The organism is Bradyrhizobium sp. AZCC 1578, from assembly GCF_036924675.1.
Lineage (GTDB): Bacteria > Pseudomonadota > Alphaproteobacteria > Rhizobiales > Xanthobacteraceae > Bradyrhizobium.
On the sequence record NZ_JAZHRZ010000001.1, the window covers coordinates 6,789,222 to 6,802,731 of the forward strand.

Below are 13,510 nucleotides of genomic sequence, written 5' to 3' on the forward strand. Positions count from 1 at the left end.
AATCTTTTTGATGCCAATTGATGGCTTGGTGAGTAGTCTGGCTCGAAAATCACAGGCGTCGACCAAGGTGTCAAACGACCAAAATGATGGTTTTTGATGTATTCGAACCCGGAGCGTTTCGAGATGGACAAGCACGCAGCGCCGCCGCTGAGCCGCATTGTCGACGTGGCACGCCGTGCCAACGTGTCCACCGCAACCGTCGACCGTGTACTCAATCGCAGGCCCGGCGTGCGACCGATCACGCAGCAGCGCGTGCTCGCTGCTGCGTCCGAGTTGAACTACATGCCAGCCGAGGATTTGCTTGCGGCGATGAAGCCGAAGCCGATGCGGCTTCTGTTCCTGCTGCCGGCGGGCACCAACCGGTTTCTCGCGACGCTCGGACAGTTGATCGCCCACTCCGAGGCGCGCCTTGCACCTTTCAATATTCGTTGCCAGGTCGATTACATCAAGAGCTTCAACGCCGAACTGCTGGCGCGGCGGCTCTGGCATTACCGCGACAAGGTTGACGGCATCGCCTTCATGGCGCTGGAACATCCTGCCATTCGCGAGACCGTCGATATGCTCGCCGAGCGCGGCGTGCCGACCGTCACCGTGATCTCGGATATCCTCAATGCGCGCCGGGTCGCCTATCTCGGCTTGGACAATCGCTCGACCGGACGAACGGCCGGCTACCTGATCGCGCGGTTCATCGGAGCGCGGCCTGCGAAGGTGGCCATGATCGCAGGCAGCCTGAGCTACCGTGCCCACGAGGAGCGTGAGATGGGCTTCCTGCACGTCTTCGAGGAGTTGTTTCCCCTGATCAAGGTCGTAGGCCTGCGCGAGGGACATGACGATGCCGACAGGAATTATCGCCAGACGCGCATGTTGCTCGCTCGGCACCCGGATCTTGCGGGGATTTACAACATCGGCGGTGCGGCTGATGGCGTCGGACGGGCACTGAAGGAGATGAACCGCGCGCGCGAGACCGTGTTCGTCGGGCATGGTCTGACGTCGGACACGCGCAGCCTCCTGATCGATGGGACCATGGACGCGGTCATTACCCAAAATCAGCTACATACGATGATGAACTGCATCGGCATCTTCGACAATCTGCGCGCCGGCCGAAGCGCCATGCACGGCATCGAGACGCCGCGCAGCGAGATCATTTTTCGCGAGAATATTCCGGGATCAGGCGTCTCAGCATGACTCGGCTGTCGCTGTTTGGCGGAAACGAGCTCAAATTGGCTGATCTTGAGTTCTCACAAGCCTCGTTGGCGCGAAGTCCCGAGCAATTTCATGGTTGATCACGCAGCCGAGCCAGCAGGGTGGAAAATCAATAGGGGCTGAGGGGTACACCGAGCGCTGATCCACGGCGATCCCGGTGGCAATCGCGATTTCGGCACAATCAGAGCGATCGCGGCGGCTGAGCCGCGGAACGCGCCGGTGCCGACAGTGATGTCATAATGCAAGCAGTTTCGTTTTGACATTATTGGGAGCGGCGATGCGGGAAGATCAACGGTCGGCCTGTCCGATAAACCTGGCGCTCGAGGTGTTCGGAGATCGATGGTCGCTGCTGATCATTCGAGACATGATCTTTGCCGGTAAGCGCCACTTCAGAGAGTTCCTCGTCGGACGAGAAGATCTCGACCAGAATCCTGAGCGACCGGCTTGCATCGCTGGTCTCGCAGGGGATCCTGACGAAGACAGACGACCCAGCCCACAAGCAGAAGGCGATCTACAGTCTGACAGAAAAGGGGATCGCGCTCCTGCCCATCCTGGCTCAGATCGGCATTTGGGGACGGGAGTACTGTCCCGTCACGGATGAGAGTGCGGCCAATGCAGCTCGCCTAAAGAAGGGTGGTCCAGACTTGTTGAAACGGATGATCATCGAATTGCGGCGAGTGCATCTGCCGGCCGGTTCATGAAGGCTTCTGCGGTGTAGGTCGCGTTGCCGTTGGGTCAAGCCGCCCTTCGCCAGCAGCGGAACGTTGGCTCGTTCGTAGTGGGGTTTCGCGATGTAGCGGACCAGTGACTCGAACCCCCGAGGCGAAACCGAGCGTCGTGCGGATATCAATCGCGCAACGCCTGACCGGGGCGGGGCTAGCTCCGTAGATTCCTCAAGCGCGACGGCTAAACTTGTCGGACGCTGAGAACTCCGGACAGTGGCGTGGGCATGAGTGGTTTCGGCGTGCGCAGTATTCGGACTTCCCTTTACTGATGTGGCCGCCGAATCGTGGCGCCGTCCTTTCCTGCGATACAAGCCCCGGGGCTAACAGCCTCCTTCTCGGCGGACATGTCGATGGACTGCACCCTGCGGCTTGCAATGATCACGATGGCGCAGACCGCATAAGAGCACACCCCTAGCGCATAGGTCTTGGCGATGCCGAATTGGATCGACAACGCCACACCCAGCACAGACGCCAGCATCGACGTAATTCCGTTGGTGCTCCAGAAGAACGGCAGTAGTTCATGATGGCGGCGCCACACACCGAGGCCGAGCGGGAACATCATCCCCATGCAGAATGCAGGAAGAGCCAGCAGCAGGACGGACACCAGAATACGCATGTCGGTTGACAGCGACCGAGCCCAGGCGGTGACCAGCGGCGTCAGCAGCGCTGCCACCACGAGCGTGGTGAGGAGGGCGGCAATCCTGAAGACGGTGACGCGTGATCGGGAGGAGGTATCCGCACCGACCGTGGCGCTGCCAATCCCGCTAAAGAGAAGAATTGTGAATAGCACGACGCTCAGCCCATAAACGGGATGTCCGAGAAAGACCATGAGGCGCTGCATCTGCGATATCTCGATCAGCATGAAGCCCATCCCGATCGCGCTGAAATAGGCCACGGGCGGCGTCAGCGTCGCCATTGGCATCCGCCTCGCAAGACGGAGGAAGGGCAGCACGATGTAGTATCCGCAAGCGCAGAGCGCTACGATGATGAGCAAGCCGGTGATGCCGATCGCTACATTGTTGCTCATGATGTCCCAACTTTGCGTGCTCACGAAATCGCTGAAGCGGGACGTATAGAAGAAGAACGGATTGTCGTCGGTCGAAGCGACGATGTTTTCCGGCAGCGAATCGAAGAAGGCCTGGTTCGCCTTGTCCGACAGCAACGTTGAGGTGACGGCATCGAAGGTGATGTCCGGCCCCAACAATATCTTGAAGCCCTGCGCCTGAATTCTCGCGCGCGCGCCTTGCCATTCTGCGTCGCTGAACGCGTCAGGCCGGGTAATCACCGTCACGATGCCGCCGACGTTGACCGCGACGACGTGATGCCGCAGCTCCCCGGCCGACACCCCTTTGCGCTGCAGCGCGCTCGCGCCAATCGCAATCAGCCGGTATAGCTCGCCACGGTGCTTCTCGGCATCGTACCAGCGTGATACCGACAACAGCCCGCCAGGCTTGAGCGCCCGGTAAAAATCATCCCACGCCTCCACGGTATAGAGACGATTTTCGGTGAGCGTCAGGCCACCGGCCGCCGTCGCCGCCCAGGTGTCGATGAGTGAAATCTGCACCAGGTCGTACCGCTCGGGCGAGTGGTTGATGTAGCTTCGCGCCTCGGCATTGACCAATGATACGCCGGGCTGGCGATCGAGATGGCCGGAGAAATCGGCGAATTTTTGGGTGAGCACTTCGAAGATCGCCGGGTTGATCTCAATTGCGCGAATCCGGCTGGCGCCGAAGAGCAGACCGGAAAGGATGTCACGACCGCCGCCGACGCCAACGACAGCGACGTCGGCCGCCGGCTGCACGAAGTAGGCTGCATTGATGACATCATCTTTCAGGTAACCGAGTTTTCCGATGTCGCCATCATACCTGGTGATGACCGTGCCTGCATCGGCATCGATGTCGAGGTAGTGTTGGTCGATCCGGGTATCCGGAGTGCCAACCAGACCCCAGCCAAACGGGACCTTGTCGGCCAGCTCCCGCACCCTTACCCGCGAATAGGTATTCCAGCGTTCGAACAGCGTGCCGGTCTGCTCAGCGCCCTTGGCCCAGAACACACCGAGATGGCTTCGACCTGTCAGGTCAAGGCCGGAGTGCACGGTGGCCGCGACGGCCAGTGTTAGCGCGACAGCCCCGCTCAAACGCACACTGCGGGCGTCTTCGCTGCGTCTCACGACGATCCAGCCAACGCCGGCAGCAAGGGCTCCGATCCATAGCGTGGCGCTTACGGGATCAATCACCAGCAGTATGAAGATTACCCCGAGACATCCAACTGCGGCGCCCAGGAGGTCGGCTGCGTAGAGCCACCCGCCGCCATATGGCAAACGCGTCAGCAACACCGTGATGCAAACCCCGCCTTCCGTGAACGGAGCCACGAAGGCGATGATCGCCAGCGCCAGAGCGAGGGGCACATTTTCTGCGGATACAACGAGCGGCACGCACAGGAAGACGATCATTGCGCCAACGCTGCTGAGCGCGAACCATGACGCATGGCGGGCGAATTCGATTCCGACCCGATCGGCGGCATAACGGGCGGGTTTGCCGTAGACCTCCATCGCTCCGCGCGTAAGCCCGAGCATGGCAAGTGAAATGGCGGCAAATGCGAAATGATGATGGAGCATAACGCTGAAGAAGCGCGTTATCAGAATCTGGTAGGAAAGCGTCGCGAACGCCAGCACAAAGATTGCCAGATAATAGCGACCGTGAATCTTGGATATGGATTGCAATGAGCTACCCTCTCAGTGGAGCCCTGATGGGCTCTATTGGGTGCGCTTTGACCAACTCGCGCTGCGTCGCTGCTTAAGCATGTCATCGCGACTATTTGTAGCGATCAACCAATCCAAATTCTACGAGCAAACAAGGCGGTGTTCATGAACAAGGATGCGCCGAAGAGTCCTATCACTCCTGCCAAAAGCCACTTTGCTCGCAATCCTAAATCAGCCAACGTCACAAACAGGGGAAATGAAACGAGATTAAATCGACTCATAGAGACGAAGCCTGCTGGCCCACCGCTGAGTGTTAGATATGGCAGAAGCAGGACAGCCATGGCGAACAGTGTCCAGCTTGAGCGCAGTCGAGACCAGCCAAAAACAATCAGGACAATGAACAATAATGTAAACCAGCTAGCTTGTCCCCAAGGATTCCAGTCGTTGAGCATCATTCGCGTGAACGGCTCAAGCTTTAGTGCCGCAATTAATCTTGTTGCCAGCGTCGTTCCTTGATGGAAAGCCGCCTGCCCATCCACAAAAGCAAGCGGAGTTCCGAAAGCGCTCCAGAGGTAGATCATGAATAGCCAGATGCCCGACGTCGCAAGAAGGACGCATGGCAGGAGGGCAAGAAGGAACTTCGTCTGATCGCGATTGGCCCACATCTCCCAAAGAAGGACGGGCAATAGGACGACGCCCGTCGATCGAGTAGAGACTGCCAGGCCTGCAAGCAGTGCTGCCGACAGGTAGTACTTTCGTTTCAAAGCATGAAAAAACGAGACGATTAGCAACAGTGCCAAGGGCTCGGTATACCCGGCCGATAGCAAGACCGAAGCGGGAAAAAAGCTGAGCAGCGCCGTTGTGGCGAGAGCCAGTTGATCGCCAAATTCCTCGCGAACCAGCTTGAAAAGGACGACGATCGCGAGCAATCCCGCGACGTTCGATACCAACAGCAATGCATCCGCTGGCGCGAGACCGCTAATCGTCGCCAAGCCCCGTGCGAGCATCGGATACAGCGGGTAAAATACGATGTTCTGTTGAACAGTCGGATCGCCGTTATACTGATAGCCATCTGTGACGATCTTGAAATACCATTCCGAATCCCATTGCAGCAGTTGGTGGTACCAGATCGGTCCCGCAGACCAGACATCTGGCCCGGAGGGCAAATATTTTTGGGAGAAAACCAGTCCGAGCGCGACCACCACCCGCGAACAAAAAAATATCAGGATGGCCAAACAATAGGGAAGCCAAGAAGGATCTTTCCAGGTTTGATAGCGCATCTCCATTCCATATTGTCGCTCGGTAAGAGCCCAAGATCAATTGCCCCAAGTGTACCGCCTTGACATTTGGCGGGCATGACGCGGCAGACTAGGTGCCGACCCAGGTCCCGTCGGTCATGACGCCGGCGTTTGTCAATCACCGGAATGTCCGCTGCTGGCTCACGCGCCCTGCTGGTCTCCCACTGGCCGATCAATTCGGAGCTGCCGTCGCCATCACCACGGGTTCAACCAGTGCGATGACGTCACATCCCGATATAGGCCCCCGCCGAGGCGCTTCGGCTACATGCATCTGCCGCAGTTCGGCGATTACAACCCTAAAAACGGCACCGAAGCCGTCAAGTTTTCGAAGTCATCACTTTCTGAGCGATCTTCCAGGTTCCGTTGACCTTTAAGCATGACAACATGTCGGTGAAGTAACGTGGCGGAATCTGCAATTTCAACTTCACGAGTGCTCTCCTTCAACGTCTATCGATAGGAGCTGATCGTTGCGCTCTAGGCCCTGTTGTTTCGGAGCTTTCAGGTTCCGGACGGCTGCTAGCCACGTCGCAATTGGCGTCACGCTCACATTGCCGTCGTCGCCGACCTTGGTCACGGAACTGGATGGGTGAAATATCGTAGCAAATTTGTCTGCATCCATTTCATAGGCCCCGTCGAAATAGGTCTGCGCTAGAGCGCGCAAGGCACGAGCATCGGTATCCATAAGGTTGTTATCCATGAGGTTGTTATTTGGAACGGTAGGAGACTGCGCATGGCTGATCGACCGATCTCCAAGCATCAAACCAGGAGCGCTGACGAGCGTGGCTCCAAAAGCTACGCTGGCAGATCGACTCAAAAATGCTCGTCGATCCATTTTGAACATTCTGCTCTCCCAAAAGTCCACGAGCTAAGTTGCATTCTTCAGATGAAGACTGAAGCCGCCCGGTACAAACGCCCAGGTTGTTACTACGAACAGCTCTTAGGCCGAATGTCCCGTGCCGAGCGTCAAGCTGGCCACAACGTGCGGAACGTTGCTCCTTCTCGTTGTTGGCCAAACGTAGGACAAAGTGATCTATGAAACTAGTCGTGTTGCGTAGCATGGGGTTATGAGCAATAATCATAAATCATGAAAAACGAACTGAACGAACTCGCTACCTTTGCAATCGTCGCCAGCGAACGAAGCTTTACGCGGGCCGCGGCAAAGATTGGTGTGTCTCAGTCTGCCCTGAGTCACACGATACGGGGACTTGAGCAGCGGCTCGAGTTGCAGCTTCTTGCTCGAACGACCAAGAGCGTCGCGCCAACCGCTGCAGGGGCCGCTCTTTTGAAAGAATTGTCTCCGGCGCTCGACCAAATTGCGCGTGCTATCAACAATGCCCGAAGCGTTCGGCACCGACCTGCCGGACGCCTTCGTATTGTAATGTCCCGGTCGGCTGCCGTGATGGTGTTGTTGCCACGGCTCACGGCATTCGCAGAGGCCTACCCCGACATCGTTCTTGACGTTGTTACCGTCACTGGCCCAGTAGACCTCGTTGCGGGTGAGTTCGATGCCGGTATTCAACTCGGTGAGTATATTCAAAAGGACATGATCGCGGTGCGGGTCACGAAGGAGCTGCGATTGGCGGTGGTCGGATCGCCAGGCTATTTCTCATCACGAAACATTCCTCGGAAGCCCAAGGATCTCAATGACCATCGATGCATAGGCCTGCGTCTTCCGGGCGGTCCATATCGTTGGGAATTCGAGAAAGGCCGAAAGACGGTCACGGTTGGCGTGAATGGCCCACTCATAATCGATGATACCCACCTAGTGATTCAGGCGGCACTCGCTGGCGCCGGCCTAGGACTCGCATTCGAAGAGCAGGTCGCAGAGTATATTGCGAAGCGTCGTCTTATTCGTGTGCTCGAGGACTGGACGCCGCCAATTCCCGGATTCTTCATGTATTACCCCAGCCGTCAGCATCAGCCGGCCGCGCTGTCTGCATTAACGAACGCGCTGCGGCTTTCTCAGCCATAGTTGGCTTGCGACGACAGGTAATCGTGGTGATTTAAACTGACACGTGGAGCGTGCTGGTGGCCCGGCTGGATGGCCGTCTTTAATGCTTATCCGCTCCGCTATCCGACTTTACATCCATTTCTCGGCGAAGCCTTGGCGAACGCGCCGGAAGCAGCCATCGATGCATAGGTCGATGCGATCAAGCTGTTTCCTCATCAGGTCAACCAAATGGACGAGGGTCGGAGAAATATCGCGGTTTACGGGCATTTCGAGCCCACGCGTCGACCAAGTGGCGAAAGAGGTTGTGGCGACGCGCCCATGAACGATGGTTAGCATGAGGGTTTGATGCGGCAAGCGGCAATACCCATTTGCTGGGAATAAACCAGTCAGAGCTTCGCGTCGCCCGAAGCGTCCTTGCAACCGCGGTGCTACTTTGCATGGGGTTGTTTTCGATATTTTAGTTGGGTCGGAGATGCTCCGCGGACGGGGGGTTAAAAACATCAAGTTGCATTGCAATTCATTCAAATGATTAGAGCGCCGCGTGTGCACGACGTGTGCACTGGGAGATCAAGAGAAATCTATTAATGGCAAATCTGAGCAGCTCTCTCCGAGGCGTGTTGTAGACGTCGGGGTGCGTGCGACGCGGACGGATCGGATTGATTGGAGCAGAATGCTCCGCTTTCGATCGAGAAGCTGAACTCACTCGTCTGAAATGGAGAACGGGACCGACCTTCGTCTTTGCCGGCGGGGCAGGGGGTTGGCTGGTTCAGCGTTAGAGCGACGAATTTTAATGACTGGAGCTCGAGTCGCTCCCCCGCTACTCAGTTCCACGATGTTGCATATTTTTCTTCGATGTTCTGAGGAGTGCGAGCCTACATGCCTCATCGTCGAAAATGTCCGAAATCACAGTCCTTGAAGGTGACAAGCCAACTCCTCCTGTGCCCACTCGCGATCGATCCTTCGCGGCAACTCGCGCCTTCAGGATGCCGTCCGGATCTACGCGCTCATCTGCACGAGCGCCCGGTCCTCGCGCGGCAGGTCGAGCCGCTCCCAGACAACGATCAGCGCCCTGGCGAGCGCTTCGATCATGTCGTCGTCGTGATGGGGCGAAGGCGTGATGCGCAGCCGCTCCGTCCCGCGCGGCACGGTCGGGTAGTTGATCGGCTGGATATAGATTCCATGCTCGGTGAGCAGGAGGTCGCTTGCCTCCTTGCAGTGCTCTGGGTCGCCGACGAGGACGGGTATGATGTGCGTCTCGCTCGGCATGACCGGGAGCCCGGCCGCCCTAAGTACTGCCTTCGTGCGCGCTACGCGGCGCTGATGCTGCTCGCGCTCCCAGTTGGAGCTTTTGAGGTGGCGAATTGCTGTGGTTGCAGCGGCACAAATCGGGGGCGGAAGGGCTGTGGTGAAAATAAAGCCAGGCGCGTATGAGCGCACCGCATCGATCAGCGCGGCATCGCCCGCAATGTATCCGCCAAGACAGCCGAAGGCCTTGGCAAGCGTTCCCTCAATGACGTCGACGCGCTGCGCGGCGCCTTGGTGTTCTGTGATGCCGCCGCCTCGCGGGCCGTACAGGCCGACCGCATGCACCTCGTCGCAATAGGTCATTGCATCGTAACGCTGGGCAAGATCACAAATGCCGTTGATGGGTGCGACGTCACCGTCCATGGAATAGACGCTCTCGAACACAACCAGCTTCGGCCGTTGGGGATCGGCCCGTTTGAGCAGCTCTTCGAGGTGTCCGAGATCGTTGTGGCGCCAGATATGCTTTTCCGTCCCGGACTGGCGCACGCCCTCGATCATCGAGTTGTGGTTGAGCTCGTCGGACAGGATCACACGCCTGACATCAGCCGGGCAATCGTAGCAATACCGGTCTGGTTCGAGATGTAGCCGGAAGTGAACACTAGCGCCGCCTTCTTGCCGTGCAGGTCGGCCAACTCGCGTTCAAGCTCGACCAGCGGATGACTGGTGCCGGCGATGTTGCGCGTGCCGCCGGCTCCGGTGCCCATGCGGGTCGCGGTTTCAACCATAGCGCCGATCACCTTCGGGTGCTGCCCCATGGCAAGGTAGTCGTTGGAGCACCAGATCACGACGCTGCGCGGGCCCGCAGGCGAGTTCCAGATGGCGCGGGGATAACGCCCGGCGATGCGCTCAAGATCAGCAAAGACGCGGTAGCGCCGTTCGTCCCGTAACCGCGCGAGGGCATCAAGGGAATAGCCATCGTAATTCATGACAGCCTCCCTGGCTGCGACAGTCTCAAGCGCCCCGCGCAACCCCTTTGGTCAAGACACGCTCTCATTGCGTTGATCGTCCCTGATGACTTGCATTCTCGCGAGCCTTTGCCATCGCGCCGCGCACCGCCTCGGCGATGCGGTCGCCTGGCGTGTTGGCGTCGAACCCGCGCGCGAATTTGCCTTCAGGGTCCATCAGGTAGAGATAGGTGCTGTGGTCAATGAGGTCGTTCTTAGCGTCCGGCCCGCTCTTATGAGGTGCGTAGTAGACCCCATACTCCTGGGCAACGGCAGCGATCTGCTGCGGCGTGCCCGTGAGCCCGACGATCCTAGGATCAAATGAGTGGGTGTAGTTCCCCATGACGGCCGACGTATCGCGCTGCGGATCGACGGTGATGAACAGCGGTTGGAGCTTGTCGGCATCGGGGCCGAGCTTCTCGAGCGCGGCGGCAATCTCAAGGAGCGCCGTCGGGCAGCTATCGGGACACGAGGTGAAGCCGAAATAGACCAGAAGCCATTTCCCACGGTAGGTCTGTTCCGTGACCGTTGCCCCATCAGGTGAGCTGAGTGTGAACGGGCCGCCGATCGTCACCGGCGAGTTGGCTGCGCGCACGAGCGGTTGGCTCAACACCAACGCGGTGGCGACAGCAATCCCGAAAGGCATTGGCCGCCCGAGGGCCGAAAACACGGAACGGCGACGCATCAAATGCCCCCGCGGCGGTGCATATGCGGTGCGTATCTCGATTCAGCACGCATTTCTTATACGATTTTTGCTCTCAAGCTTCATAAGCTTTGCTTAAGGTTTCGCAAAGGAGTTCTGATTTTCCTAGTCCCTGTAAATGGCTGTTAGCTCTCTACGAATTTTCCTGCTGACATCAACAGAGAGAGTGCTGCGATGACTGGCTTAGCCATGAAGTGGCTGATCGGGGTGTCGTCGATGGTCATGGTGGTGGCAACCCCGGTTCCGGTGCAAGCCTACGAAGCGGGCCCGGTCGCCGGCGGCGGATCGATCACCGGCAAGGTCGTGTTCAACGGAACCCCCGGCACCCGCAAGGTCATTCCAACAAAGGACATCGAGGTGTGCGGCGGTCCCTACGAGGAGACGCTCATCCAGGTCGGGCCAGACAAGAGCGTCCAGAACGCCGTCGTGTATCTGGCCGACATCGCGAAAGGAAAAGCCTGGCCGGCGGAAGCCAAGAAGCCGGAGATCGACAACAAGAAGTGCAAATTCGAACCCAACATTCAGGTGATACGTGTGGGCGGCCTGGACGTGGTCAATAGCGATCCGATGCTGCACAACACGCACGGCTATTACGGCAAGCGCACCGTGTTCAACCTCGCTCTGCCTAATCAGGGTCAGCGAATTCCCGTCGAGTTGCCGCGGCCAGGCGAAGTGCGCATCGATTGTGACGCACATGGCTGGATGGAAGCGTTTATCTATGTCGCCGACAATCCCTACTACGCCATCACTGGCGCCGACGGCAAATTCACCATCCCTGACGTTCCGGCCGGAACCTACAAGCTGGTGGCGTACCAACCCTTCACCGGCCCGAACGAGCAGACGGTGACCGTAGCGGCAGGGAAGCCGAGCGATCTGAATATCGAACTGAAGAAGGGCGCCTCTTCGGTGCAAGGCGGCTCCGGGAAGTGACGGGTTTCCGCGGCTCGACCCGCGACAATCGAGCCGAAGAAACAAGAAATCCGGCGAGTTGCAAACAGCCGGAGACACTTCGCGTGAGCGGAGAGATGCCTTGTAACGACTAACGACACGTCCCAAGGAGGAACCCCCATGTCCGAGCTTGAGCGCGACCGGCGCGAAATAGCCGCGGTGCTCCAACAGCCCGGGGTGCATCCTGACCCCTCGCTGCGGATTACCCGGCGCACCTTTGTTCACAAATCATGTCTGGTCGGGGCGGCGACCGTAGCAGAGACCTTCGCCTGGTGGCCGCTGCTCAACACTCTCGACGTTGCTTATGCGGCCGAGGCGCCATTCAAGTTTGCCTGGATTTCCGACACCCATCTCTATCCGAAGTCCCTCAATACGCGCTTCGTCGAGAAGACGGTGCGTGCCGCCAAGGAGGTGCAGGCCATGAGTCCGCCGGCCGACTTCCTGATCTTCGGCGGCGATCTGGCCCAGCTTGGCAAGGTCGAGGAACTCGAGCTCGGTGTAGAGATCTTGAAAGAAGTCAACATCCGCAAGGTCTTCATCCCGGGCGAGCACGACTGGTACCTCGACATGGGCAAGAAATGGGGCGAACTGTTCGGTCAGCCCCACTGGACCTTCGACCACAAGGGCGTGCGCTTTGTCGGGCTCGACACCGTCAGTCGCGGCCCGGACTATTGGACGGCGAGGAAGATGAGTCCCGAGGAACGCATGGGTCACATGGCCACGCTCGACGGAACAGTCGCCGGCGCGTGGGCGGGCGTTGGTCGCGATCAGCTCGACTGGCTGCAGAAGACGCTTGCCAATTGGGACCGGAACCGGCCGGTCGTCATCTTCAGCCACAATCCGCTCTACGAGTACTATCCGCCGTGGAATTTCTGGGTGCGCGACTGGCGCGAGGTGAACGAGGTGCTCAAGCCTTACACCAAAGTCACCAATATCCACGGTCACACGCATCAGGTGCTCTATAACGAAATCGGCACCATGCGCTCGATCGGCATGCTGGCAACCTCATGGCCTTGGCCGTACGCGCCGGAGGGGGTGCCGAAGCTTACAAAGCCGATGATCCGGGTCGACCCCGGCGATCACTTTGACGGGGTAGGTTGGGCCAAGATCGACGTCAGCGCCCAGGACAAAGTCGAAGCCGAATACATCATGTGGCGTAAGCAGGTGTTCGCGCAGTCCCCGGATGACTATGCGAAGAGCATTCCCGAGGTTTTGCGGCCTCGGATCGCCGACAATATGTGGCCATACTAGGAGAATGGTCATGACCGCGCCCATTACACGTTTCATTCTGTTCCGCGCCGTCCCGGCGGTGGCGCTTGCTGTTCTGGTCGGTCCTGCGACTGCACACAAGGACCCGGTGACGCCGCAGCTGCTGAACTCCTACAAGGAAGTGTTCATGGAGCAGGTCCGCAAGGGCGACCTGCTGTTTCACGGTGATGCAGCAACCGAGGAGGCGATGGGTGTGGTGTTGTCCAAAACTGGAATGGCATGCGCTATGTGCCATCCGATGACAGCCGATACCCACCCCGCCACGTTCCCGAAGTACCAAGCGCAGATGGCTAAGTTCGCGACGCTGCGCGACATGATCAATTGGTGCATCGAGAAGCCCAACCAGGGAGAAAAGATCGCCGATGACTCAGAAGCGATGAAGGCTTTGGAAGCGTACATCTACTGGTCGCAGAGCGGCTCGGTGTTAACCCCGGGCAAGTTCTGATTTCGATGCTGCGAAGCG

At 58.6% G+C, this 13,510-nt stretch carries 8 protein-coding genes and 3 pseudogenes; 6 read left to right on the forward strand and 5 right to left on the reverse strand.

What is annotated here, in order from left to right:
* Window positions 1-123: 123 nt before the first annotated feature.
* Window positions 124-1,185 carry a LacI family DNA-binding transcriptional regulator gene (locus V1290_RS32330; protein WP_334368103.1) on the forward strand — a complete coding sequence of 354 codons (1,062 nt, stop codon included), beginning with the start codon at window positions 124-126 and terminating at the stop codon, window positions 1,183-1,185.
* 295 nt (window positions 1,186-1,480) lie between these two features.
* Window positions 1,481-1,889, forward strand: a pseudogene (locus V1290_RS32335) (winged helix-turn-helix transcriptional regulator); the annotation flags it as partial.
* A gap of 301 nt (window positions 1,890-2,190) precedes the next feature.
* Here the strand turns inward: V1290_RS32335 and V1290_RS32340 are convergent.
* From V1290_RS32340 to V1290_RS32350, 3 genes and pseudogenes are all read right to left on the reverse strand, one after another.
* Window positions 2,191-4,650, reverse strand: coding sequence for a hypothetical protein (locus V1290_RS32340; RefSeq protein WP_334368104.1), 2,460 nt, complete (start codon window positions 4,648-4,650; stop codon window positions 2,191-2,193).
* Window positions 4,651-4,754: 104 nt separating this feature from the next.
* On the reverse strand, window positions 4,755-5,909 hold the full coding sequence (locus V1290_RS32345; protein WP_334368105.1) for a mannosyltransferase family protein: 1,155 nt from the start codon (window positions 5,907-5,909) through the stop codon (window positions 4,755-4,757).
* A gap of 335 nt (window positions 5,910-6,244) precedes the next feature.
* Window positions 6,245-6,768: pseudogene (locus tag V1290_RS32350) on the reverse strand (nuclear transport factor 2 family protein).
* Window positions 6,769-7,011: 243 nt separating this feature from the next.
* Here V1290_RS32350 and V1290_RS32355 point away from each other — a divergent pair.
* On the forward strand, window positions 7,012-7,899 hold the full coding sequence (locus tag V1290_RS32355) for a LysR substrate-binding domain-containing protein (protein ID WP_442893730.1): 888 nt from the start codon (window positions 7,012-7,014) through the stop codon (window positions 7,897-7,899).
* A 975-nt stretch (window positions 7,900-8,874) separates the two neighbouring features.
* On the opposite strand, the pseudogene hemA reads toward V1290_RS32355, so the two are convergent.
* A pseudogene (gene hemA / locus V1290_RS32360) lies at window positions 8,875-10,109 on the reverse strand (5-aminolevulinate synthase).
* Window positions 10,110-10,173: 64 nt separating this feature from the next.
* Complete coding sequence (locus V1290_RS32365; RefSeq protein ID WP_334368106.1) at window positions 10,174-10,812, reverse strand: SCO family protein; 639 nt, start codon at window positions 10,810-10,812, stop codon at window positions 10,174-10,176.
* A 192-nt stretch (window positions 10,813-11,004) separates the two neighbouring features.
* Here V1290_RS32365 and V1290_RS32370 point away from each other — a divergent pair, with 192 nt between their 5' ends.
* From V1290_RS32370 to V1290_RS32380, 3 genes are all read left to right on the forward strand, one after another.
* Window positions 11,005-11,760, forward strand: coding sequence for a carboxypeptidase regulatory-like domain-containing protein (locus tag V1290_RS32370; protein ID WP_442893731.1), 756 nt, complete (start codon window positions 11,005-11,007; stop codon window positions 11,758-11,760).
* A gap of 138 nt (window positions 11,761-11,898) precedes the next feature.
* Entirely contained in the window at window positions 11,899-13,029 is a 1,131-nt protein-coding gene (locus V1290_RS32375; RefSeq protein ID WP_334368107.1) for a metallophosphoesterase family protein, read from the forward strand.
* 10 nt (window positions 13,030-13,039) lie between these two features.
* Window positions 13,040-13,492: a c-type cytochrome gene (locus V1290_RS32380; RefSeq protein WP_334368108.1), complete on the forward strand. Its 453-nt coding sequence runs from the start codon at window positions 13,040-13,042 to the stop codon at window positions 13,490-13,492.
* The last annotated feature ends 18 nt before the right edge of the window (window positions 13,493-13,510 follow it).

What these genes read in the sequence shown, in the direction of transcription:
- V1290_RS32375 (WP_334368107.1), top strand. Translation starts at nt 11,899, where the DNA reads ATGTCCGAGCTTGAGCGCGACCGGCGCGAAATAGCCGCGGTGCTCCAA.
- V1290_RS32370 (WP_442893731.1), top strand. Translation starts at nt 11,005, where the DNA reads ATGACTGGCTTAGCCATGAAGTGGCTGATCGGGGTGTCGTCGATGGTC.
- V1290_RS32365 (WP_334368106.1), bottom strand. Translation starts at nt 10,812, where the DNA reads ATGCGTCGCCGTTCCGTGTTTTCGGCCCTCGGGCGGCCAATGCCTTTC.
- V1290_RS32355 (WP_442893730.1), top strand. Translation starts at nt 7,012, where the DNA reads ATGAAAAACGAACTGAACGAACTCGCTACCTTTGCAATCGTCGCCAGC.
- V1290_RS32345 (WP_334368105.1), bottom strand. Translation starts at nt 5,909, where the DNA reads ATGCGCTATCAAACCTGGAAAGATCCTTCTTGGCTTCCCTATTGTTTG.
- V1290_RS32330 (WP_334368103.1), top strand. Translation starts at nt 124, where the DNA reads ATGGACAAGCACGCAGCGCCGCCGCTGAGCCGCATTGTCGACGTGGCA.
- V1290_RS32380 (WP_334368108.1), top strand. Translation starts at nt 13,040, where the DNA reads ATGACCGCGCCCATTACACGTTTCATTCTGTTCCGCGCCGTCCCGGCG.